This is a genomic window from Kribbella sp. NPDC048837, from assembly GCF_055586945.1.
Genome location: NZ_JBVJHF010000002.1, coordinates 206,261 through 229,337, shown reverse-complemented (window position 1 = coordinate 229,337; position 23,077 = coordinate 206,261). Strand labels below are relative to the sequence as shown.

At 69.9% G+C, this 23,077-nt stretch carries 16 protein-coding genes and 1 tRNA gene; 4 read left to right on the top strand and 13 right to left on the bottom strand.

Annotated elements, in window-relative coordinates:
* Positions 1–35: 35 nt before the first annotated feature.
* The 6 genes from ACZ6O0_RS09030 to ACZ6O0_RS09005 form a co-directional block, all read right to left on the bottom strand.
* Positions 36–920, bottom strand: coding sequence for a hypothetical protein (locus ACZ6O0_RS09030; protein ID WP_465764298.1), 885 nt, complete (start codon positions 918–920; stop codon positions 36–38).
* Between the two features lie 71 nt (positions 921–991).
* A complete protein-coding gene (locus ACZ6O0_RS09025) occupies positions 992–1,840 on the bottom strand; it encodes a hypothetical protein (RefSeq protein ID WP_465764297.1) in 849 nt (282 codons plus the stop codon).
* Positions 1,837–2,406 (bottom strand): SigE family RNA polymerase sigma factor, encoded by a 570-nt coding sequence (locus ACZ6O0_RS09020; RefSeq protein WP_465764296.1) that lies wholly within the window; start codon positions 2,404–2,406, stop codon positions 1,837–1,839. Before ACZ6O0_RS09020 ends, ACZ6O0_RS09025 begins: the two co-directional genes overlap by 4 nt.
* 75 nt (positions 2,407–2,481) lie before the next feature.
* Positions 2,482–3,861, bottom strand: a complete 1,380-nt coding sequence (locus tag ACZ6O0_RS09015) for a GGDEF domain-containing protein (RefSeq protein WP_465764295.1) — start codon at positions 3,859–3,861, stop codon at positions 2,482–2,484.
* A 144-nt stretch (positions 3,862–4,005) separates the two neighbouring features.
* Positions 4,006–5,556, bottom strand: a complete 1,551-nt coding sequence (locus tag ACZ6O0_RS09010; RefSeq protein WP_465764294.1) for a helicase HerA-like domain-containing protein — start codon at positions 5,554–5,556, stop codon at positions 4,006–4,008.
* A 59-nt stretch (positions 5,557–5,615) separates the two neighbouring features.
* Positions 5,616–6,320, bottom strand: coding sequence for a L,D-transpeptidase family protein (locus ACZ6O0_RS09005; protein ID WP_465764293.1), 705 nt, complete (start codon positions 6,318–6,320; stop codon positions 5,616–5,618).
* Positions 6,321–6,479: 159 nt separating this feature from the next.
* On the opposite strand from ACZ6O0_RS09005, the gene ACZ6O0_RS09000 reads away from it, so the two are divergent.
* Both ACZ6O0_RS09000 and ACZ6O0_RS08995 read left to right on the top strand, forming a co-directional pair.
* On the top strand, positions 6,480–6,773 hold the full coding sequence (locus ACZ6O0_RS09000; RefSeq protein ID WP_328525222.1) for a type II toxin-antitoxin system VapB family antitoxin: 294 nt from the start codon (positions 6,480–6,482) through the stop codon (positions 6,771–6,773).
* A gap of 28 nt (positions 6,774–6,801) precedes the next feature.
* Positions 6,802–7,365, top strand: a complete 564-nt coding sequence (locus ACZ6O0_RS08995) for a LytR C-terminal domain-containing protein (RefSeq protein ID WP_465764292.1) — start codon at positions 6,802–6,804, stop codon at positions 7,363–7,365.
* On the opposite strand, the gene ACZ6O0_RS08990 is transcribed toward ACZ6O0_RS08995, so the two are convergent.
* The 5 genes from ACZ6O0_RS08990 to ACZ6O0_RS08970 all read right to left on the bottom strand — a co-directional run bounded on the left by ACZ6O0_RS08990 (position 7,362) and on the right by ACZ6O0_RS08970 (position 10,293).
* Positions 7,362–8,873 (bottom strand): potassium/proton antiporter, encoded by a 1,512-nt coding sequence (locus tag ACZ6O0_RS08990; RefSeq protein ID WP_465764291.1) that lies wholly within the window; start codon positions 8,871–8,873, stop codon positions 7,362–7,364. The two genes, ACZ6O0_RS08995 and ACZ6O0_RS08990, sit on opposite strands and share 4 nt — an antisense overlap.
* A gap of 112 nt (positions 8,874–8,985) precedes the next feature.
* Positions 8,986–9,076, bottom strand: a tRNA-Ser gene (locus ACZ6O0_RS08985).
* A 13-nt stretch (positions 9,077–9,089) separates the two neighbouring features.
* Positions 9,090–9,518, bottom strand: coding sequence for a nucleoside deaminase (locus tag ACZ6O0_RS08980; protein ID WP_465764290.1), 429 nt, complete (start codon positions 9,516–9,518; stop codon positions 9,090–9,092).
* Between the two features lie 31 nt (positions 9,519–9,549).
* Complete coding sequence (locus tag ACZ6O0_RS08975; RefSeq protein ID WP_465764289.1) at positions 9,550–10,047, bottom strand: tRNA adenosine deaminase-associated protein; 498 nt, start codon at positions 10,045–10,047, stop codon at positions 9,550–9,552.
* A 75-nt stretch (positions 10,048–10,122) separates the two neighbouring features.
* Positions 10,123–10,293, bottom strand: coding sequence for a hypothetical protein (locus tag ACZ6O0_RS08970; RefSeq protein ID WP_465764288.1), 171 nt, complete (start codon positions 10,291–10,293; stop codon positions 10,123–10,125).
* 106 nt (positions 10,294–10,399) lie between these two features.
* On the opposite strand from ACZ6O0_RS08970, the gene upp reads away from it, so the two are divergent.
* Complete coding sequence (gene upp / locus ACZ6O0_RS08965; RefSeq protein WP_465764287.1) at positions 10,400–11,041, top strand: uracil phosphoribosyltransferase; 642 nt, start codon at positions 10,400–10,402, stop codon at positions 11,039–11,041.
* A gap of 68 nt (positions 11,042–11,109) precedes the next feature.
* On the opposite strand, the gene ACZ6O0_RS08960 is transcribed toward upp, so the two are convergent.
* Entirely contained in the window at positions 11,110–13,611 is a 2,502-nt protein-coding gene (locus ACZ6O0_RS08960) for a right-handed parallel beta-helix repeat-containing protein (RefSeq protein WP_465764286.1), read from the bottom strand.
* Entirely contained in the window at positions 13,608–22,130 is an 8,523-nt protein-coding gene (locus ACZ6O0_RS08955) for an RHS repeat domain-containing protein (RefSeq protein ID WP_465764285.1), read from the bottom strand. The genes ACZ6O0_RS08960 and ACZ6O0_RS08955 overlap by 4 nt, the downstream gene beginning before the upstream one ends.
* A 133-nt stretch (positions 22,131–22,263) precedes the next feature.
* Between ACZ6O0_RS08955 and ACZ6O0_RS08950 the strand changes: the two genes are divergently transcribed.
* Positions 22,264–23,070: a hypothetical protein gene (locus ACZ6O0_RS08950; protein ID WP_465764284.1), complete on the top strand. Its 807-nt coding sequence runs from the start codon at positions 22,264–22,266 to the stop codon at positions 23,068–23,070.
* Positions 23,071–23,077 lie beyond the last annotated feature (7 nt).

The window sequence follows — 23,077 nt, the reverse complement described above, 5'->3', positions numbered from 1 at the left end:
GCGGCCGATGCTTGGTGAGTGGCGGACGTCCGCCTTCAGCAGCCGTGGGTGATCTGGGCGCAGGTGTCCTCGCCCCAGCTGAGTTCGAAGGTCTTCACCGGACCGCGCGCGTTGGACAGCGTCACCTCGACCTGTGCGGCCGGCGCCACACCCTCCTTCCACGGAATTGCGACCAGGTGCTGCATGACCCAGTAGTTCCCGTTGATCACCGCTTCGGTGGTCTTGTCGTCCGGGAACCAGTACGTGACCTTCGTGATCCCGGCGGGGAGACGCCCCGCGGCCCAGAAGTACTCGTACTGCTGGCCGTTGACCGGGATGAGGTTGTTCGCAACAGCGAAGGTGCCGACGGACAGTGGTGGAGTGCCGATCGGCGCCGGCTGCCGGATCGAGCCCTGTCCCCCGCCGGTCCGGGCGAACGCCGTGTCGCAGCCGGCCCAGTTCTTGCTGTCGGCAAGGATCAGGACGGTGCCCGGCGCGCCGTTCAGCCGCGCGACGACCTTCGCACTCGAGCCCGGCGCGTTCTCGGCGTCCGCGTCCTTCAGCCACGACTTGCAGGCCGCGACCGGGTCGGCCGGCGGCGGCTGCGGCTGCGGCTGCGGCGGCTTCGGTACGACGGGCTTGGTGCCGGTGGTCTTCCCGGTCGTCGGCGCGGCCGTGGGCGTCACGGACGGCGGCTTCCGGACCGGCGGCGGCGTCGGCTGGGCCAGTGTCGTGGGTGACGGTGTAGGTGTCACCTGTGGCGAATCAGTCGGTGTTACAGGTGTCTGCGCCGGACCGCCGCCCGCGACCGCCGAATCGCCGGACGAGTGCCGGCTCCGCGCCACCGCCGTCCCGGCGATCGCGACGCCGGCGACCGCGGCGACCGCGAGTCCGCTCACCAGGATCGCGACCATCCGCCGTTTCCGGCTCTGTTCGATCATCGTTGCCCTCCACAACTTTCTGACACTCTGTCGGACTCAAGGACGCACCGCGGACGGGGAAGGTTCTGCGCTCAGCAGCCGTGGCTGATCTGGGCACAGGTCTGGACACCCCAGACCAGCCGGAAGTCGTTCACGACCGCGCCGGACGCGGACAGCAGGCGGACCCGGATCCTGGTCGTCGGCGGACCGCTCGTGGGGACCTGCTCGGAGACGTGGCGCATCAGCCAGAAGTCACCGTCGACCCGGGCGTCCACGGTCGCGCCGTCGGGGAAGGTGTACCGGATCGTCGCCACTCCGTCGGGCACCATCCCGCCGGCCCAGTAGAGCTCACGCCGGCCGGCCGCGAGCGTGACGTCGTTGCCGGCGACCGCGAAGGCGTCCGTGGTCTGTGCGGTCGGCTTCTGCAGCCGCTCGGGCCGTCGAGCCGACACCTGCGGCCCGAACGTGTTGTCGCACGCCATCCAGTACCGGCTGTCCGCGATCACGATCGTGGTGCCGGTCTCGTCGCTCAGCAGGCTCCGCCGGGTCGCGGTCGAGCCGGGACCTTGTTCGCCGTTCAGCGCTGCCAAACAGGTCGCCACCGTGATCGGCACATTGGTGTTCGAGGTCTTCGGAGTGGCTGACGGGCGCGGCGTTGCCGGCGGCGTGGTCTCGGGGCTGCTGGGCGACACCAGCGTCGTCGGTCCGGGATCCGCCGGATCAGAAGCCCGGCCGAGCAGTTGGCCGCCGGCCAGGATTCCACCGGTCGCGACCCCGCCGACCGTGATGGCCGCGATCGCGGCGGTGGCGAGGCCGCGGACCACGCGCCGGCGTCGGGCGCCCGCGATCACGCGTGCCGGGTCGAGCGGCGCGATGCTGCCGTCCGGCGCCAGGGCGGACCGGAGGTCGTCCTCGGTCGTCGTACTGCCCTTGTCGTTCATCCTCGGTCTCCTACGTAACTGCCGCTCAACTCCGGAGCGACCCGCAGCTTCGCCAGCGCCCGCGCGTTCGTGCTCTTCACCGTGCCGACCGCCACCCCGAGGACCGCCGCCGCCTGCTGCTCGGTGAGGTCCTCGACATACCGCAGTACGACGACCGCACGCTCGCGCCGGCTCAGCGCCGACAGGGCCGCGCCGACTGCCAGCCGGCGTTCGACCGCACCGGACGGATCGGCGACGAACCGCCCGGGGTTCGCGCCGGAGCGGTCCGGGCCGGACAGGCCGACGTACAGGTCCAGCTCGACCGGGTCGCCGCTGGGCCGCTCACGCCACGGCCGGCGTCGTACCCAGGACAGGTGCTGGTTGACCACGGCCTGCCGGACGTAGCCGAACGGGTCGGCCATCTCGATCCGGTCCCACCGCAGGTACGCCTTCTCCAGCGCGGTCTGCACCAGGTCCTCCGCCAGGCCGGCGTCGCCGCAGAGCATCCGCGCGAAGTGCACCAACCGCGCGGACCTGGCCAGCACGAACGCCGTGAAGTCGTCGTCACGACTTCCCGAAGCCGCCATCTGCTCTCCGTCCTACCGTCCTCACACAGAGGACGCCGAACGGGGGTGATTGGTTCTTCGGATGCCGAAGATCGGTCAGTTGCGCTCGGTCGGAGCTGCCGCGCCGCTGGTGACGGGCTGATCGGCGGTGCGATCCACTGGTCCGCGGGTGGGCGATTCCGGGGTGATCGGGCGGATCGTCAGGCGCGGGAGGGGCAGGATGTCGGCGGCCAGGCGGACGCGGTTGCGGCCGGCGGACTTGGCGGCGTACATCGCCCGGTCGGCGCGGAGCAGCAGGTCGTCGACGGTGCTGCCGTCGGCCGGGTAGACGGCCACGCCGATCGAGACGGTCAGCCGGAACGTGTCGGGGCCGAGGCCGGGCTCGTCCAGGACGCCGGCGCACATCGCCGCGAGCGGGCTGGCGGCGACCGCGTTGCGGAGCCGGTCGGCGGTGACCGTCGCCTCGTCGATCCCGGTCTCCGGCAGCGCGATCACGAACTCCTCGCCACCGAACCGGCCGATCACGTCCTTCGCCCGGATCGCACTGCGCAGGATCGTCGCGACCGCGCGGAGCGCCTCGTCGCCGACCAGGTGCCCGTGGCGGTCGTTGACCTGCTTGAAGTGATCGATGTCGATCAGCAAGACCGCCATCGGTTCGCGCTGGTTCCGCGCGGTGCGCAGCATCTCCTCGGTCCGGCGCCGCCACCAGTCGACCCGGGTCAGGCTGGTCTTCGGATCCGTCTGCGCCTCGGACTCCAACTGGCCGAGCAGCAGGGCCCGCTGCGCGGTCAGCGTGATCGGGATCGCCACGAACGCGAACCACGGGTTGATCAGGCAGGCCGCCGCGAGCAGGCAGCCGAGGGTGGCGGCGGTCGCGTCGGTGCAGAGATCGTCGAGCCCGCCGATCGCCTCCCGCCAGCTGCTGCCGGGGATGATCAGCGAGATCGCCAGCCCACACAGGACCGTGTCGGTGACGACGTACGCCAGCGCGCCGGCCAGCATCGAGACGACCAGCCCCAGGTCGCTGCCGCCGGTCAGGTCACGGGCCGAGGCGAAGACCGCGTGCGCGGCGCCGACGGCGAGCACGTACACCGCGGTCGAGAAGGCCCAGCGGTACGGGATGCATCTGCCGGCCCGGATCCGCCACCAGATCCGGAGCAGGACGGCGACCAGGATCGCCAGCGCCGGATGCAGCACCAGGGCGGCCGCGATCATCCAGGCCGGGGCCAGGTCCTTGTGCAGCGCTCCGCCCCGGCGCCGCCGGTTCTCCACCCGGCGGGCACCCTCGACCGCGATCAGCGCCGACACGGTCAGCGCGAACACCACGTCGATCCCGCGCCAGCTCGGCAGCGCGGAGAACGCCTGCACGGCGTACCCGATCGCGGCCAGGTCGACGAGCACCACGACGGCGAACGCCGGGACCGTCAGGGTCCAGAGCGCCCAGGAACCAATCGCTCGCCTACTCTGCGCAACCATCCCTCCCACGGTACGACGAGTGAGCGTCTCGTCCCAATCCGCGACGGCGCGCGGTGGATGACGAGTTGAGAACGATGGCCGATGGTTGATGATTCAGTCGTTTGATCAACGATCAAACGACCGGATCCCTGTCTGCACAGGGATTCACTTGTGACGGCGGGCCGCGCCGAACAGGCCCCGGACGATCTCCCGGCCTGCGGTGCGGGCGAACTGCTTGAACGCGGACGAGCCGATCACCTGCTCGACCACGGACTTCTCCTGCTTCTGCGCGCGCGGCCGGGGAGCCTCCTGCTGCTGCTTGGCCTGCTCCTGCGCCCGGCGCTCGGCCTCCGCCTGCTCGGCGCCGGCCTGCACGGCGGCCGCGAGCTTCTCGTACGCCGACTCCCGGTCGATCACCGCGGTGTACTTCGCGTTGTTCGGCGACGCCTGCACCGACGCGGTCAGCTGCTCCGCCGAGGCCGGCGCCATCAGCGACTGCGGCGCCCGCAACCGGGTCCACGCAACCGGCGTCGGCGCGCCCCTCTCGTTCATCACCGTGACGATCGCCTCGCCGATCCCGAGCTGGGTGAGCACCTCGCCCAGGTCGTACGACGAGCTGGGGAACGTCGACACCGTCGCCTTCAGCGCCTTCGCGTCGTTCGGCGTGTGCGCCCGCAACTGGTGCTGCACCCGCGAACCGAGCTGCGCCAGCACGTCGTCCGGCACGTCCTTCGGCGTCTGGGTGACGAAGAAGACGCCGACACCCTTCGACCGGATCAGCCGGACGGTCTGCGCGATCGAGTCCAGGAACGCCTTCGACGCGTCGTCGAACAGCAGGTGCGCCTCGTCGAAGAAGAACACCAGCTTCGGCTTGTCGACGTCGCCGACCTCGGGCAGGTCGTGGAACAGGTCGGCCAGCAGCCACATCAGGAAGGTGGAGAACAGGGCCGGCCGGTCCTGCAGGTTCGGCAGCTCGAGCAGCGACACGACGCCCTTGCCGTCGCGCTGCTGCATCAGGTCCGCGGTGTCGAACTCCGGCTCGCCGAAGAACGCCTCCGCACCCTGGTCGGCGAACCCGATCAGCGACCGCAGGATCACCCCGGCGGTCGCCGCGGACAGCCCGCCGAGCTCCTTCAGGTCGTCCTTGCCCTCGTCGGACGTGAGGTGCTGGATGACCGCCCGCAGGTCCTTGAGGTCGAGCAGCATCAGCCCGGCCTTGTCGGCGTAGTGGAAGATCAGCCCGAGCGACGACTCCTGGACGTCGTTCAGCCCCAGCACCTTCGACAGCAGCACCGGCCCGAACGACGTGATCGTGGCCCGGACCGGGATCCCGGTGCCCTGCCCGCCGAGCGCGTAGAACTCGGTCGGGAAGCCGGACGCGGTCCAGTCCTGGCCGATCGACTTGGTCCGGGACAGCAGCTTGTCGTTCCCCTCGCCCGGCTGGGAGATGCCGGACAGGTCGCCCTTGATGTCGGCGGCGAACACCGAGACACCGGCCGCGGACAGCTGCTCGGCCATCAGCTGCAGCGTCTTCGTCTTGCCGGTACCGGTCGCGCCGGCGACCAGGCCGTGCCGGTTGACCATCGAGAGCGGGATCCGGACCGCGGCCTCCGGTTGCGGCTCGCCGTCGACCAGCAGCGCGCCGAGCTCGATCGCCGCCCCCTCGAACGCGTACCCCTGCTTGACGGTCCCCACGACGTCGGCTGTCTCGGCCATGTCAGCGTGCCTTTCCCCGGTTCGACGAACTATCCGCTGCGCATGCTAACCCTCCGGCGTCACCGCATCACGACCACACGCGTCGCACCCGCCGCGAAGGACCAGATGGTGGCCGACATCGAGGCCGAGACCCGGATGCAGCCGTGCGAGGCCTTGTAGTTCGTGCCGAGCAGGTAGTCGGCGTGGATCTGCCGCCCGTTCGACTTGTACGTCGGGATCTGGTGGAACCCGATCCCGCAGGGCGCGAACCGGACGAAGTTGTTCAGGTACAGGCTCGCGCCGTCGGTGTTCTTCCGGATCCGGGCCGCCCGGCCGCACTTGGCGCCACTGGTGTAGTTCCCGGCCTTCAGGTACGCCGGGTTGTCGATGATCCCGCCCTGCCGGACGATCTTGCCGCGGGCATCGATGAGCCAGACCCAGTTCTGCGTCTGGCTGATCACGATCCGGCGACCGGTGCCCGACCGGCGCGGCACCGCCCGGACGTCACACCGTTTCGCGGTCGACGCCATCAATCGCGCGTACGTCGTACTGTTCAGGGAACCGGTCTGGCTCAGGACGTTGGCGGACTGGAACCGGACGGTGGCGGCCTGGGTCATGGCGCCGACCCTGCCGTCGACCGGGCCCGCGGTGCAGCCGATCGCGTTCAGCCGGGTCTGGGCCGCTCGCACCTGGGACACGGTGATCGCGTCCGCCGGCAGCGTCGCACCGAGGGCGACGACCGTGACGACCGCCGTCGCGAGGCCGAGTTTGGACAGAATTCGCATGCGGTTAACCCCCCTTGGTCGCGGGTGCGGAGTCCGCTCCCGCTGCTCCTCATCCTGTGGGACGCCGGACGGCCGCGAAAGGTTGAGACGCCCTTCCGGTCTGTTCCGGTGACATTTACTACCTCTCACAAGACCTTTTACCCCGCTAGACTTCGGGGGGTGATCTTCAAGCGCGTCGGGGAGGAACGGCCGTACCCGGACCATGGGCTCAAGCCGAAGGACTGGTCGTCGCTGCCGCCACGGCAGGTGCGGCTGGACGAGCTCGTGACGACCAAGGGCACCCTCGACCTGAACGCGCTGCTCGACGAGGACTCCACCTTCTACGGCGATCTGTTCGCGCACGTCGTGGAGTGGAAGGGCGACATGTACCTCGAGGACGGCCTGCACCGCGCTCTGCGTGCCGCGCTGCAGCAGCGTCTGGTCCTGCACGCCCGGGTTCTGGTCGTGGACTGACCATGTCTGCTCACGGGGGGTTGAGCCGATGACAGCGATCCATCCGCAGCCGAGGCCGCACTCGCGGATCCACTGGCGGACTCCGATCACGATGGTGATCCTGCTCGGGATCCTGGTCGGCGGCGGCTGGTGGGGGTGGAACTCCCTGATCAACAGCAGCGCCGAGCCGACCTGCGTCGAGCAGAAACTGCCGAACAACCGGCTCGTGCCCAAGCAGGTCGTGCTGAACGTCTACAACGGCGGTGCCAGGGCGGGTTCGGCGCAGCGGGTCGCGGACGCGCTGAAGAAGCGCGGTTTCAACATCAGCAAGGTCGCGAACGAGCCCAAGGGCGACAAGATCGACGTGGTCTCGATCCGCGGCGCCAGCGACAACGCGCCCGAGGTGCTGCTGATCGCCGGCCAGCTGAACCAGAAGGCCCTGATCATCGCCGACGGCCGGACGGACCACACCGTGGACCTGGTCATCGGCGCCGGCTTCGGCTCCGTCCGCCTGAAGGGCATCCCGTCGGTCGCCGTCCCCGCCGACAGCAGCGTCTGCCTCCCGGTCGTCCACACCCCGCAGCCGATCCCCTCGGGGCAGAACCCGAACTAAAGCTGTTCGCGGCCGCGTTCGCCGAACCAGCCGGCCAGGCGGCCGGCCCGGCTGACCGCGCGCAGCCGCCGCACGGTCTGCTCGCGGAGGGGGCTGGGGGCAACGACCAGCAGTGAGTCGGCGGCCCGTAGGACGGTCCGCCGGTCCGGGACGAACGCGCGGTCACCGCGGATGATCAGCGAGACCGAGACCCCGGCCGGCAGCCGCAGTTCGCCGATCTCGACGCCGGCCAGGCGGGACTCGCTGGGCACGTACACCTGGAGCATGTCGGCGCCCAGGGACTCCAGCGGCGCCACGTCGATGTCGACCTCGTGCGCGGCGTTGTCGTCGAGCACGTTCAGCCGGCGCGCCAGCCAGGGCAGCGACGGCCCCTGCAGCAGCGTGAAGAGCAGCACCAGCACGAACACCACGTCGAAGATCCGGTCCGCCTGCGGCACGCCCTCGGCGAGCGGGATGGTCGCCAGCACGATCGGCACCGCCCCGCGCAGCCCCGCCCAGGAGATGAACGCCTGCTCACGCCACGGCACCCGGAACGGCGTCGTCGACACCGCGACCGACAAGAACCGGCCGACCACGGTCACCGCGATCCCGATCACCAGCGCGAGCAGTACGTCGTTCAGCCGGAAGCGGCCCGGCGACGCGAGCAGCCCGAGCATCACGAACAGCCCGATCTGCGCCAGCCACGCCAGCCCGTCCACGAACGACCGGGTGGCCATCCGGTGCGGCAGTTCCGCCCGCCCGAGGACCAGCGAGGTCACGTAGACCGAGGCGAACCCCGACACGTGCAGCAGCACCGAGCCACCGGCGTACGAGATGATCGCCAGCGACAGCACCGCCAGCGGGTAGAGACCGGCGGAGCCGAGCGCCATCCGGCGGATCAGGCCGACGCTGATCCACCCGATCACGAACCCGAACAGCGCGCCGACGACGAGCTCGTAGATCACCAGGCCGCTGAAGTGGAGCAGGCCCTTCTCGCTGACCTCGCCGGTGCTGACCAGGGTGACCAGCAACACGGTCGGGGCGTCGTTCAGACCGGACTCGGACTCCAGCACACCCCGCAACCGCGGCCGGATCGGGACTCTGCGCAGGACCGAGAACACCGCGGCCGCGTCGGTCGGCGACGTGACGGCCCCGAGCAGTACGGCGATCTGCCAGTCCAGGCCGAGGACGTAGTGCGCCACGCAGGCGACCACCCCGACGCTGATCGCGACCCCGACGGTCGCCAGGACGACGCCCAGCGGCATCACCGGGCGGACCTCGTTCCACCGGGTGGTCAGACCACCCTCGGTCAGGATCACCACCAGCGCGGCGAACCCGAGCGCGTGCGCCAGCTGCGCGTCCTCGAAGTGGATGTGCCCCGGCCCCGACTCGCCGAGCACGAGCCCCATCCCCAGGTAGATCAACAGCGACGGGAGCCCGAGCCGCCCGCTCAGCCGGACCGCGACGATGGCGACCAGCAGCACCGCCGCCCCGGCGAGCAGGATCCGATCGAGCTCCGAAACGTCCAACGGTGGGCCCCCTCGTCGCGGTCAGGTCCCGAGCAAGGTCCAGAGAGACGAAAACCCTGACGCATCACACAGCATCAGGGTCTCCGGCTATCTTCCACCCTCGAGGGGCGGTTGGCGGTGGCGGAGGGATTTGAACCCTCGGACGGGGGTTGCCCGTCACGCGCTTTCGAGGCGCGCTCCTTCGGCCGCTCGGACACGCCACCGCCGCAGAGGCTATCAAGGTCTGTGCCCGATAAAGAAATCGCGGAGCCGCGCGCCCGCCTCGTCGGCCATCACGCCGCCCACGACTTCCGGCCGGTGGTTGAGCCGCCGGTCCCGGACGACGTCCCACAACGACCCGACGGCGCCCGCCTTCTCGTCGTACGCCGCGAAGATCAGCCGCTCCAGCCGGGACAGCACGATCGCGCCCGCGCACATCGTGCACGGCTCCAGCGTGACGACCAGCGTGCAGCCGGTCAGCCGCCACTCGCCGACGTGCCGGGCGGCCTCCCGGATCGCCAGCACCTCGGCGTGCGCGGTCGGATCGCCGGTCAGCTCCCGCTCGTTGTGCCCGCGCCCGATCACCTCGCCGTCGGCGTCCACCACGACCGCCCCGATCGGTACGTCGGGCAGCGCCTTCTCGCCCTCCGCCAGCGCGAGGGTCATCAACCGCGCCCACTCGCGCCGCAGCGCCGGACTAACCAATGGCCTCGATCGCCTCGTGGAACTGGTTGCCGAACCCCAGCGCCTCGGCGATCTCCTCGAGCATCTCCTCCGGGTAGAGGTCGACGTCGTCGCACAGCGCGCCCAGGTCCATCGCGCTCAGGCCGAGATCCGCGATGATCGCGAGGTCGCCGGCCGGGACCTGCTCGTCGTCGTCATCGGCGAGCGGGATGTCGAGCTCGTCGACCACCTGCCGGGCCAGCGGCCACTCGGTCGCGGCGGTCACGTCGGAGATCAGCAGCCGGGCCCGGCCACCGAGCACGCGGAGCAGGATGAAGAAGTCCTCGTCGACCGAGATCATCCCCAGCACCCCGGCCTCGCCCGGGTAGCGCCGCAGGGCCGACACCAGCGTGGACAGGTCGGGCTCACCGCGCAGCACCAGCGGTGTGACGGTCCAGACCCCGTCCTCGGTGTAAGCGGCGACCGCGAAGTCGAGATCGGTGGTCATCGGCCCAGCCGTGGCATCAGACACCGGTTCATCGTCGCAGACTCCCGCCGGACACGGGAGGTATTCGTGATCTCGACGCGGTATCGGTACCACCAACGATCAGTGATGGTACGTCGCTCTCCGCATCGCCTCGCGGAGCTGCCGGACCCGGGCCCGTCGGGGTGCGATCCGGTCCCGGAGGGCGCGGGCCTCCTCGAGCTCCCGCAGGAACGCGGCCCTGCGGCGGAGGCGGTCGAGCTGCTCGGGCGTCTTGGCCGCGTTCTCGGTCATCGGCGTACTCCCTGGTGGGCTAGGCAGGGCAGATTCCGGTGCACCTTCGAGTCTGGCAGCGAGCGCGCTTCCCCGCGCCGAATCGCCGACGGTACCGTTCGGGCTTATGCAGATCCTCGTCGTGGACCACCCGCTCGTCGCCCACAAGCTCACCGCGCTGCGGGACGAGCGCACGGACTCACCCACGTTCCGTCGGCTGACCGAGGAGCTCGTCACGCTGCTCGCCTACGAGGCGACCCGGGACGTCCGGACCGGTCCGGTCACCGTCCAGACCCCGGTCGCCGAGGCCCAGGGCGTGAAGCTGACCGCGCCGAAGCCGCTGGTCGTGCCGATCCTGCGGGCCGGCCTCGGAATGCTCGAAGGCATGTCCCGGCTGCTGCCGACCGCGGAGGTCGGGTTCCTCGGCATGGTTCGCAACGAGGAGACGCTGACGGCCTCGACGTACGCCGAACGGCTGCCGGAGGATCTGTCCGGACGGCAGTGCTACGTGCTCGACCCGATGCTGGCGACCGGCGGGACGCTGGCCGTGGCGATCCAGTTCCTGGTCGAGCGCGGCGCCGACCACATCACCGCGATCTGCCTGCTCGCCGCGCCGGAAGGGGTCGAGCGGGTCGAGCGCGAGCTCACCGATCTCGACGTACCGTGCAACCTGGTCATCGCCGGCATGGACTCGCACCTGAACGAGAAGGGCTACATCGTGCCCGGCCTGGGCGACGCCGGAGACCGCTTGTACGGCGTCGCCCAGTAACTCGCCTACACCAGTCCCGGTACGCCGGGAGCCCGAAAAAACTTCTGCGAACTACTCATCGATTGATGTTAGAAGCTGCCCGGGAGGTCGGCCGACTCGAGCGAGACGAGCTGCGCGGGGGTCGGGGAGGTGAGCTCGGACAGCCGGTGGGCCTGGCGCTCGGTCATCGCCTGGAAGATCTGGCGGGCCGAGCGGCCGTTGCCGAAGCCCTCGCCGCGGGGCAGTTGCTCGAACAGCTCCGACAACGCCGTCCGCGCGTCGCCCGACAGCTCGTACTGGTGCTCGCGTGCCTGGTACTCGACGATCGCGACCAGCTCGGCGGCGGTGTAGTCGTCGAACAGCAACGTCCGGGTGAACCGGGACGAGAGACCGGGGTTGGAGCCGATGAACCGGGACATGTCGTTGACGTACCCGGCCACGATCACCACGAGGTCGTCGCGGTGGTCCTCCATCAGCTTCACCAGCGTCGCGATCGCCTCGGCGCCGAAGTCGTTGCCGATGCCAACCGGTGCCAGCGAGTACGCCTCGTCGATGAACAGGACGCCGCCGAGCGCCTGGGTCACCGCCGCGGTGGTCTTCGGTCCGGTGTGGCCGACGTACTCGCCGACGAGGGCGGTCCGGTCGACCTCGACCAGATGGCCGCGGCGCAGCAGGCCGAGCGCCTTGAGCACCCGGCCGTACAGCCGGGCCACGGTGGTCTTGCCGGTGCCGGGGTTGCCGGCGAAGACGAGGTGCCGGCTCAGCGGCGGCGCGGGCAGTCCGGCCTCCTGCCGCATCCGGACCGCCTGCATCAGCTTCACCATCGACTGGACGTCGCGCTTCACCCGGTCCAGCCCGACCTGCTCCTCGAGCTCGGCCAACACGTCCTCGAGCGTCTCGTCCTCGGGCGGCATGCTCTCGTCAAGCATCCCGACCGGGGTGACCGCGGGTGCACCGGCAGCGGCCACAGCCTGGCCGACCATCGGTACGCCGTCGACTGTGCAGTCCTCGAAGACCGGATTCGCCCCGTCCTCCTGACCGATCGACTCGACGCAGTCGCGGATCCGCAGATGCTGGAAGACCGGTGCGGACGCCTTGCTCAGATGGAGCGCCGGGTACTTCGTCCCGGTGACGTCGCAGTCGGCGTACGTACCGGCGGCCCTCTCGGCCAGGAAGATCCCGTTCTTGGCGACCGCGGACACCCGCAGCGCCCGCACGGCCGGCGCGGCGCCCGACCAGACCACGAGGCCGGAGCCGTCGCAGTCCACGATCGTCGTCGCACCGATCTCGGCCGAGCCGCCGGCGCCCACCACGATCCCGGCCGCCTTCGAGCCACTGACCCGGACCGCCTCGATGCTGGCGAGTCCCTCACCCGCCACCTCGATCCCGGTCCCCACGGTTCCGCTGACCGACGAGGCCCGGAAGCCCGTGGCCGCGGTGGACTTCAGGTGGACCCCGGTGCCGCCGCCGCTGATCCGGCAGTCCTCCGCTTCCGCGGTCGCCGCATCGACCACGGACACCGCGGTCAGTCCGACGTCGCTGATCCCGCACCTGGTCAGCTCGACCCGCGACGAGGCCGTTGCGTGGACGCCGTGCTCCGCGCCCTCGCGGACGAGACAGTCCGTCAACCGGGCGATCGCCGTACCGGTCAGATGGACGGCGCTGTACGCGGGGCGGTCGAAGCGACTGTCCGTCAGGGTCGCGGTCGCGGAATCCGAGACCAGCAAGGCGTTCGCGCCCGCGTCCGCGACGATGCAGCCGGCCGCGGTCAGGTCTGCCTGGTCCTGGGCGACGAGCCCACTGGCCCGCGCGTTCCGGACCCGGCAGTCGGTCAACTCGGCCTTCGCCGTCCCCGCCGCATGGACCCCCGGCCCACCGGCCTGCTCGATGCGTACGTCGGTCAGCGCGGCGGTCGACGCGTCCTCGAGAAGCACCCCGGCCAGGCCGGTCTGCCGGATCACCCCTTCGGTCGCTTCGAGCCGGCTCGCACCACGCAACCGGAAGCCGTACCCCGAGGTCGCGGTCAGCCGCAGCCGGGACGCCTCGAGAAAGGCGGCCCCGGAGAGGACGACGCCGATCCCGTCGATCGTGTCGATGACGGTGTCCTCGAGCTTGGCCCGGACCCGGCCGGACAGGTGGACCGCGGCCAGCCGGCCCTTCTCCAGTCGCGACCGGCGCAGCATCAGCGTGGTCACGCCGTACCCGGTCAGGTCGGAGCCCTGCTCGGTCCCTTCGTTGCCTCGGGCATGGATCCGGCCGGTCACGACGCAGTCGTCGAGCAGCAGCCCGGCGCCGGGGGCCACCCCGATGGCCGGCGTACTGCCGTCGTCGCCGGCAGCGCGAACCACCAGACCCCGGAGGGAGCACTCGAGCCCCTCTGCCACCACCGCGGGCTCGCCCGGTCCGCCGGTCAGGGTGACACTGCCCTGCCCTTGCTCGGCGATCACCGCGACCGAGCGGTCCAGCCGGACCTGTTCGGCGTACTCGCCGGGGCTGACGACGATCACGTCGCCGGGCGATGCGGCCCGGACCGCCTCGGAGATCCGGCGGAACGTTCCCCGGCCCTTCGGGGCCACGTAGCGATTGGTCATGCTGCTCCTTGCGGGCCCGGGGGCACCAACAGCCCGGACGTCGTCGTCACCGGCTGCGGAACCGTGATGTTGCCCGGCAGCACCAGCGGTGACGTGGGCGACTGGTACCAGGACGGGTTGATCGAGGCTCGGTAGGCACTGGTCAGGAACGAGCTCTGGATCGACTTCTCGAAGACCCGGAACGGCAGCTGCAACCAGAAGTCCGCGAACCCCTGCCGGTGGAAGAACCTGGTCCCGCCGATGCCGGTGGCGAGGTTCTTCACCAGTGCCGTGCTCACACCGGTCGTCAGCGTGGCCACGGCGTTGATGCCGCCGTCGCCGACCGCTTCCCAGCCGGTCAGCTTGACCGTCGTACCGTCGGCGTTCGAGACGCCGAAGATCGCCGCGTTCATCGTCCCGTTCACGAAACCGGACAGCACCGACGGCGCGAGGTTGAACGCGAAGTCGAAGGTGCCACCGCGCCAGCGGGTCGGCCCCTCGTTGCCGCCCCACTCGTTCGACCAGAACTTGTCGTGGTTCATCGGCCGGCGGTTCCAGTGCTTACCGCTGTCGACGTTGGTCAGCCCGAGCTTGAGGTTGCGCAGCGACCCGCCGAGCTTGGTCTCGGTCAGCGCGGTCCCGACGCCGGTCTTGATCGTCGAGCTGACCGCCGCGTTCATCAGTGACTTGAGCGCGTCCTTGCCGGTGAACGGCTTGTTCTGCGCGGCCGAGACGATCGCGTTCACGATCAGGTTCGCGGTGAACTCGAGGACGAAGTCCTGGGCGAACTCCAGCATCGCCTTCTGCGCGACGACCTTCCAGTACGGCGTGTATCGCGCCTCGCGGAAGGCGGCTCCACCCGGCGGCGTGATCGTGGTCCCGTGCACGGTCCATTCGGTGTTGTTCAGCCACGGCATCCGCTGGGCCTCACGGACCCGCCGGCCCCAGCCGCGCAGCTCGGTCAGCGCCCCGCGGAAGTCGTACTCGTTGCCGGTCAGGTGCAGCCGGCCGTCCCGCAGTTCGAAGACCAGCCCGTTGTCCGCGCGCTCGCCGAGCAGGTTCCCGTTCCGGTCGTAGAGCTTCCACTGCCCGCGCCACGCGTCGGTCTCCAGGAAGTTGTTGCCGGACGGCTTCCGGTCCCGCACGACGGAGCCGTGGTCGAACTCCTTCCAGCGCCGCAGGTCTGTGATGCCGTTGTCCAGGTGGTACTCACGGATCCGGATCGGCCCGCCCTCGACGTGCAGTGGCGTTTCCCGGACGACCTGGCCGGTCCCGGGCAACTGGTCCCGGCTGTAGACGGCGCCCCGGGCCCAGTCCGCCTGCCAGCCACCCTCACCAGTGCTCCACACCCGGTGCAGCGATCCGCCCACCTGGTTTCCGAACTTGTCGAACTCGCCGCTCCGCCAGCCGTTCGCGGTCCACCACGACTCGACGTACCGGCCGCCGTCCAGCATCCGCCGATCGCGGACGAGGTTGCCGGCGGCATCGAAATCACGGAACGAGTCGTCCCAGGACAGCGAGTCGTCGGTCGACCCGCGGAAGTACTGCCGGTCGCCCCCACGACCGCCGATCGCGGTGCCGTTCACATCGACCTCTCGCCAGGTCCAGCGGGCCGAGTCGGACGCGCCGGTGCCCTGGACGAAGACGCCGTCGCGGTCCGGGCTCCTGCTGGACAACCCGGTCAGGTTACCGTGGGCGTCACGCTCGTTCCAGACCGTCCGGATCGCCGGATCGGGGTACTCGCGAACCACACCGGCCGGCCCGCTCTCCCGGACCACGACCCAGTTCCCGTTGACGTGCTGGACGTCCTCCCAGCCCTGCGCGGTGTTCACCCGCCAGCCACGGTTCGCCCCGGCCTCCCAGGGCATGCCGCCACCCGGGTGCGGGACCGCCGGCTGTCCGGCGTGGTCCCCGACCTTGATCTTCGTCCCGTCGCCGAGCGTCCCGGACGATCGCACGAAGTTGCCGTGCGCATCGATATCCACGGAAGCGCCGTCCATCCCGACGTACCGGGTGCCGTGCTGGTTGCCCTTCGACCAGCTGTAGACCTGGAAGCGGCCGTCGTCGGCGAAGTGGGCGGCCGATCCGCCCGGGCGCGGATTGTCGAAGATCCGGCCGTCCCGGATCCAGACCGGCGGCCGCTGCTCGCCCTGGCGGATGACGGTCAGCAGCTCGTTGCCAAGGTTGACCGCACTGCCGGAGTCCTTGCCCTGCCGGGCGTGCTGCACCCAGGTGTCGGCCCTGGTCACCGTGTTGTCCGCGGCGCGAGTCACCGTGTACTCGCGGTACTGGCCGGCCGTCTCGGGCAGGTGCCAGGAACCCCACTTCTGCTGCGCGACCACGGTCTCGGCACGGCCTCCGACGGTTCTGGTGAACGTGTCGGTCCAGCCGTCCCCGATGCGCTCCAAGGTCCGGTTGCCCTGGGCAATCACCGACGCGTGGTCGTCGTACCGGTGCCACTGCCAACTGCCGTCGGCCTGCTTGGTCCCCAGCACATGCCCGGTCCCGCTGTGGTACTTCTGCAGACCGTCCCGGTACTCGCGGACCGTGTGGTACGAGCGGTCGACGTCACGCCAGCCGGAGCCGGCGGTGTCGAAGTGCCGCGTTCCCCAGCCACTGACAGCGCCGGCCTGGTCGTACGTCGTCCATCCCGTACTGCGGTCGAACCGGCCGAAGCCGAGCGTGTCGGTCTTCCGGAAACTGTCCAGGACCGACCCGTCCGGCAACCATCGCCGTTCGAACACCTCGACCGGCTTCCCGGTCGAGCTGAGCAACTTGATCCGACCCTTCCCCGCTCCCGACACATCCACCCGGCCGTGGTGGAAGGCACCGTCGCCGACCGCATTGGTGCCGTCGACTCGGGTCCAGGTGTTGTCGGCCCGGTTGACGACGTACGTGAACCCCGTCGGGCGGTTGCCACGGACAACCGGGAAACCCTGCTCGGTGAGTTGGCCGGTGCGCGAGAACTGGTGGTACTCGCCGTTGCGCGGACTACCGGGCAGGTTCAGTTCGAGCCGGACCAGGCCGTTCGCATCCATCGTGACGTGATGCGGTGCTGCGTTGGCCGCCGTCCAGGTGACGGCGCCGTTCTGGTCGCGGGTCACCCGGCCGCCGGCGATGCCGAGCGCGTGACCGTCGAGGTCGGTGACCTCCCGGAGCACCTGGCCCTGCAGGTCGAAGACATCATGTCCGCCCGGCCGGGCAACGATGACCTCGCCGGCCACGATGTTCGCGGGCCGGGCGGCGATCGGCTGGAAGTTCCCATCCAGCCGCTGGGCCGTGGTCGCGGCGATCTCCAGGAAGCCTGTCTCGCCGGGCAGGTTGACGGTGTGCCCGTGAGCCCGGAAGGCGCCGTCCCCGTTGTAGAGCTGATAGTTGCCGTTGTCCATGACTCGGTAGCCGCCGCCATGGCCGTGCTGCACCACCGGACCCGGCGTACCGGCCGGGTCGTGCAGCGTGAGGTTGTTGTTGACGTCGTGGATGACGAGCCGCTGCGCCGGGTTCCCCGGATCCGCGAGGGGAATCCGGCGATCCAGGTAGCTGCCGTGCTCGTCGAAGGTCCGGGCGATCCCGTTGGCCTCGGTGATCCGGAAGCCGTCGTCGAGGGTGGTAATGGTCCCCGACAGCTGCGCGCCGGCGTTGTCGGTCAAAACCGGGTGCATGCCGTTCCCACGGAACAGGAAGACCTGCTGCCCCGGGTACGCCGGATCGGTCGCCCGGACCCCGGTTCCGGTCTGGACTCCGTTGCGTCCGTACCAGGTGACGCCGACGCCGTCCTCGCTGATCCGGATCTGCCCGTTGGTCAGCAGGTCGGCCCGGGTGTTCGGGATCGGCGTACCCTGCAGGTCGACCAGGCGGATCCCACCGTTGCCGTCGCCTTCGGTGAACAGGGTGCCGCGCGGGTGGATCGGGTCGGTGAGGGCGCGTCCGTCACCGAGATGTGCGCCGTCGACGCCGTACCGCTGCATCTGTCCGTTCGGCCCGGTGACGCGGAAGCCGCCGTCGCTCAGGTCCTGGACCCTGTACTGCGTTGCGTTCGGTCCGGCCACATGGGTCTGACCACCCGCCGGCCGGACCACGGTGTGTTCGCCGAAGGCACCGGCCAGCGGGTGCTGCTGGACGACCGGCGCGTGTACCGGGTTGACGACGACCGGCTCGCGGGCCCAGGACGGTGGTTGCGGGAGGCGGACGAACAGGTCGCTGTCGTTGAGGACCTTGCCGCGGAGCTGGGCGGCGAGATCCCCGAGCTCGGTGCTCTTCCACGGGCCCTTGCTGAACTCGGTCCGACCGCCGTCGATCTTGACCGACACGGTGCCCGCGTCCAGATCCTTGCTGACGTGGACGTTGAGCTGGTCGGCGTACCCCGGCTTCGTCACCGTCAGCGTGGTGAGGTTGCCGTCGGCACTCTTCGTGCTCGTGACGGTGACCTTGTCGAAGCCGTCCCAGCGGTTGATCGACCCCTGACCGAACGCGTCGACGAAGTCGTCGTACGCCGTGGTGATCGGCAGGCCTGGTGACGGTTCGGACAGGAACTCGCCGATCCGTCCGGGTGGAATCTGCTCGGCCTTCACCGGGATGAGCGTCAGGCCGTCTTGGACCCGGTTCGGGCCGGTCCGCCGCAGGACGGTGGGCGCCAGGGTGACTTCCCACTGTCCCTGGTTCCAGGCCCGCGCCTCGTCCGGGCCCGGGTGGTAGCCGTCGGGGTAGGACATCGCCAGCTTGCCGTGCCCCGCCGGTACGTCGATCTCCAGCACGAACCGGTTGCTCGCGGCACTGTTCTGGGCCCACTCGTGCTGGAAGGCCAGATTGTTCGAGGTCGAGCTGGGCAGCCGCTCGATGAACTCGTCCGCCTGCGCCGCGTGCGGATCCAGCGCCACTCCGCGGTAGAGCGTGGTCTCGCCGTCCGGTCCCTTCAGCAACAGGTCCCGCGTGACCTCGTTGAAGGTGTTGACCTTCGCGGCCAGGTCACCGTCGGCCAGGGCGGACGGCTTGACGTAGCCACCGAACCCGCGCTTCGACGTGAAGACCGCGTCGTCCGTCACGTCCATCAGCAGTTGCTCGACCCGCTTGTCCTGCGCCGCCGCGGTGAGGTGTGCGCGGGACAGGTCGACCTGTGCGTGCCAGCGGGTCAACTGGTCGCCGGTCAGGTGCGGCGGTGGCACCGGCGTACCGAGGTCCCGGGTGGCAGTTGAGGCCAGGCCCTGGAAGTTGCCGCTGCGGTCGTAGTGCAGCGGCCCGCCGGGACAGGCGATGATCAGGTCGTCACCGCTCGCCCGCATCGGCCAGGATCTACCCGCATCGTCCAGTACGCCGTCCAGTTGACCGGCGGCACCCCGGAGGTCGACGAAGTGGCCGGCCAGCGGGCCATCGGCCAGCGTGAAGGTCTCGCCGACCACCGACGGCCGGAACCCGGGCCGAACCGTCCAGGTGTGGATGACGTCGCCGCCGGGCGCGCTGAGCCTCTCGACCACCACCAGCCCGTCCGCCGGCGGCTGCATCCGGAACAGGTCCGAGGCCTCGCTGAGCTGGAGGTTCTGGCCTTGCCGGACGACCTGCAGGCCGTCCGCGCCGGGCAGGTCGAGCCCGCGGCCCGGACGTCCCGAGCCGCCGAGCAGGCCGCGGTGGTTGCTCAGGTCGATCGAGCGCAACTGCCCGATCGAGGCCGCGGTCGCGTCGGCGTTCAGCCCGTGCTTGGCCTCGAAGACCGCCTTGACCTCGTCGAGCTGCTGCTGCGCGAGGTGGATCTCGTGACGCGCGAACTCACCGGCCGACGGCCCGGTCGACGGCCCGTCCGTCCGGCCGACGTCGGACCCGAACTCGCGCTTGACCGCGTCAAGCTCGAGCTGTGCCTTCTCGACGTGAGCCCAGTCATCCATCCGCTGGAAGGCGACCGCGTCGCTCACCGCGTCGGCCTTGAACACCTGTGCCTTCGTCCACGACCATGGCTGCTGCATCGCTGCCGGGGCCGGCTCGGGCTTCACCGGGATGGCCCGCGGAGGCTCGCTGGGCTTGTGGAAGACGCCGGCCTTCCCCGCGAGGTCGCTGTTCCAGGACGCTACGGCCGACTGGTTCTCCAGCTTGCCCTGCGCGTTGTAGTGCCACTGCGTGCCGTCCTTGCCGAGCACCTGGACCCCGCCGGTGTCGAGCTGACGGACGGCCAATTGCTCGGGTACGACGTTCCCATCGAGTGACGTGATCCGGAACTGGCCATCGGGCTGCTTGACCAGCACCCGGTCGTCGATCCGCGGCAGCCCGTCGGCCTTGGTCAGCCGTACGCCGTGGTCGATGGCCACACCACTGCTGTCGAACCGGGTCGTCGTACCGGTCGAGGTGTCGGTGAACCGCACCGCACCACCGTTCAACGGATCCAGCCGGCCGTTCGGACCGCCGCCGTGCAGGTTGAAGGTGGTCATCCCGCCGTCGAGCCGCTCGATCTTGACCACCGCCCCTGGGTGATCCGGCAACCCGGTCAGCGGGATCTCGGTCTTGCCAGGGCTACTGCTGCTGAACGAGTGCCCACCAGCCTGACCGTTCGTGTGCACCGTCGTCGGCTGGATCGGTACGTCGGCTCTGGGCACGGTCACCGGCTGGACGTGAACCGCCGGCGGGCTGCCGTGGAGCAGGTCGAGGGCGGCGTTCACCCGGTCGACGGTCGGCGCCGCGACGGAATGGACCGAGCCGTGCGCCGACCCGGCGGGCAGGTTCACGATCTCGTCGATCGACAGCCGGATGTGGTTGGCCTGGAAGCCGTGCGAGACGCCTTCGCCGATCGAGGTCGCGAAGTGCGGGGACACCGCCGGGGCGTTGTTCCGCAGGCCGCTCCCGACCAGGTCGCTGATGTTCGTCGACTGCGGTGCCGCGACGTGCAGCGAGCCGATGGTGGTCGCCGGCTGCGACACGTGCACGGTCCCGTTCAGGCCGTTGGGTGACGGCTGGCCGACATGCGGGGAGGGGATACCGGTGACCACGTTGCCGACGGTGCCCGGCGTACCGGTGACCACGTTGCCGACGGTGCCCGGCGTACCGGCGGTGGACGGGACGTGCACGCCGCCGGTCGTCACCGTGGTCGGGGTGTGCACGCTGATGCCGATGTTCTGCGTGCCGAGGTTGTTCATCGGCGCCAGGTGAATCTCGTCGATCGCGGTGAAGGCCTGGCCGGCGTGGAAACCGGATCCGGTCGCCATGCCGAGATTGTTGATATGGACCGACGGGATCCGGACCTCGGGCGCGGTCAACTGCTGCAGGAAGGCCTTGCCGATCGACGTGCCGGCGCCGGTGTCGATCGGGATCGCGCCGATCCCGCGGCCGATCGCGCTGACCGTCGGCAGGCCGAACACGTTCTGGGCAAACACCCCGCGGCCGAACACCCCGACCTTCAGCGCCTTGGCGAACGCCTCGAAGTTCGTCATCCCGAGGGCCCTGAAGGCGCGGATCTCGTCCGCCGCGACCGGCAGGAAGATCCGGGTCCACTGCAGCCCACCGAAGTGCGCACTGATGAACTGCCCGACCGGGGACCTGGTGAAGCCGTTCCACGCCGACTTGAAGCCGGTGATGATCGAGCCCGGCCGGAACCCGGTGAGTCCGGCCTTGAACGAGGTGAACGCGCCGAGCGAGATCCTGCCGAAGTTGTTGACGAAGTTCCCGGCCGCGATCGAGAAGTTCCGGATGTTCTGGACCACGAACAGGCCGGTCTCGCGGATCGCGATCGTGGCCAGCATCGGCATCGCCTTCAGCCCCGCCAGCAGGCCGTTGATCAGGAAGTCCCTGCTGAAGACGGTCTTGAAGGTGTTCACCAGGCCCTTGACCCCGGCGACGATGCCCTTGGCGATGCCCTTGAGGATGCTGAAGATCGGCAGCGCCTTCGTGGTCGGCGCGATCAGGCCGAGCCCGGCCAGGAACAGGTCGAGGAAGGTGGCGTCGCCGTTCGCGACGTCGACGATGGTCTTGATGAACAGGGCCAGGTTCACGCCGAGGGCGAGCAACGCGATCGGGCCGCCGAAGATCAGCGCCGGGATGATCAGGATGATCGCCAGCCACTTGAACGCTTCCCAGAACGCCTCGCACTCGGAGATCGGCAACTGGATGTCCGAGACACCGTTGATCCGGCCCGCGTACGTCGACGCCTGCTCGGACTGGTCCCGGCCGGCCTGCTCCGCGATGCCCTTCTGCCGCTCCCGCTCGGGGTCGTCCTCGGCCAGCCCGCGCCCGGCCGCCAGGGCGGCGTCCGCCGTACGCTGCTTCTCCTCGACCACACCGCGCCAGTCGCGCAGCGCCTGCGCCGAGGTCTCGAAGGCGTTCGCCACGTCCTCGACGTGCCCGCGCAACCGGCCGTCCACCTTGCCGCGCAGGGCGTCCGCGGTGGCACCGACGAACACGCTGTCGTTGTTGGTGTTCATCACCGTCTCGATGGCGGTGAAGATCTCCCGGGCCTTGCCGCCGAGCTTCTGCAGCACCTCGGCGAGCTGACCGATGGTCTCGGGCTCCCCCGGAGTCGGGTCCCCGCCCAGCCCGATCGCGTTCCAGTCGCCCGGCCGTGGCATGCATCCCCTCCCAGAGTGATCCGGCGCCTCCGTACTGACCACGCCGGACCTGCCCTCCGGGTTCAGATCGGAGTGAACCCGATCGGGAGCTGCGGCGTGGTCAGTACGGAACCGTCCACCGTCAGGAGGGGTTGTGCCGGACAGACTGAAGATGGACTACAACCTGCTCAACGACGCCAAGCGGGACCTGGAAGAACTCGCGGGCGACATCAAGCCGACGCTGGACGACAGCCTGTTCAGCACCCTCGCCTACCAGGGCAACAGCTCCGACGTCCTCGGCAGCGCCGACATCGCGACCGCGATCACCGACCTGCACACCAACGCCGAAGGGACGATGACCAAGGCCGAGAAGGGCCTGAAGGAGCTGGCCAACTCGTTCGGCTCGGTCGGCGAGGCGTTCCTGCAGTTCGACGCCGAGATCTCCCAGGGGATGAACGCGACCAACAGCAACCTGGCGCTGTCGAACTACTACCGGGACAAGTCCCAGTGGGACTACTACCTGAACCACAAGAAGGACTGCGAGGGTCCGGGCGAGAAGCCGGACTTCTGCAGCGCCACCAACCCCGGTGACCCGCCGCTCGACCAGGTGATCAAGACCGACCGGGGCACCATCCACACCCATCTGACCGTCGACAAGGACGGCAACGTGACCCAGGAAGACACCACGGTCACGTACGACGGCAAGACCTACACCTCGGTCACGACGTACGGGGACAACCGGCACCACATCGTCACCGACAGCACGTATCCCGACGGCAGCACGGTGCACAACGACACCCAGCTGCAGAACGACGGCAGCGGCACGATGAAGACCACCAACAGCGACGGCACCTGGAGCGAGTTCACCCGGGGCCCGACGAAGTCCGACGGCTCCCCGGCCGACTGGGTCGAGACCCCGGCCAGCGTGGCAGCCAACGCCGATGACGACGACGACGAATAAGGAGCCC

What these genes read in the sequence shown, in the direction of transcription:
- upp (WP_465764287.1), top strand. Translation starts at nt 10,400, where the DNA reads ATGCAGATCCTCGTCGTGGACCACCCGCTCGTCGCCCACAAGCTCACC.
- ACZ6O0_RS08980 (WP_465764290.1), bottom strand. Translation starts at nt 9,518, where the DNA reads ATGACCCTCGCGCTGGCGGAGGGCGAGAAGGCGCTGCCCGACGTACCG.
- ACZ6O0_RS09025 (WP_465764297.1), bottom strand. Translation starts at nt 1,840, where the DNA reads ATGAACGACAAGGGCAGTACGACGACCGAGGACGACCTCCGGTCCGCC.
- ACZ6O0_RS08960 (WP_465764286.1), bottom strand. Translation starts at nt 13,611, where the DNA reads ATGACCAATCGCTACGTGGCCCCGAAGGGCCGGGGAACGTTCCGCCGG.
- ACZ6O0_RS09005 (WP_465764293.1), bottom strand. Translation starts at nt 6,320, where the DNA reads ATGCGAATTCTGTCCAAACTCGGCCTCGCGACGGCGGTCGTCACGGTC.
- ACZ6O0_RS09015 (WP_465764295.1), bottom strand. Translation starts at nt 3,861, where the DNA reads ATGGTTGCGCAGAGTAGGCGAGCGATTGGTTCCTGGGCGCTCTGGACC.
- ACZ6O0_RS08995 (WP_465764292.1), top strand. Translation starts at nt 6,802, where the DNA reads ATGACAGCGATCCATCCGCAGCCGAGGCCGCACTCGCGGATCCACTGG.
- ACZ6O0_RS08970 (WP_465764288.1), bottom strand. Translation starts at nt 10,293, where the DNA reads ATGACCGAGAACGCGGCCAAGACGCCCGAGCAGCTCGACCGCCTCCGC.
- ACZ6O0_RS09020 (WP_465764296.1), bottom strand. Translation starts at nt 2,406, where the DNA reads ATGGCGGCTTCGGGAAGTCGTGACGACGACTTCACGGCGTTCGTGCTG.
- ACZ6O0_RS09030 (WP_465764298.1), bottom strand. Translation starts at nt 920, where the DNA reads ATGATCGAACAGAGCCGGAAACGGCGGATGGTCGCGATCCTGGTGAGC.
- ACZ6O0_RS09010 (WP_465764294.1), bottom strand. Translation starts at nt 5,556, where the DNA reads ATGGCCGAGACAGCCGACGTCGTGGGGACCGTCAAGCAGGGGTACGCG.
- ACZ6O0_RS08955 (WP_465764285.1), bottom strand. Translation starts at nt 22,130, where the DNA reads ATGCCACGGCCGGGCGACTGGAACGCGATCGGGCTGGGCGGGGACCCG.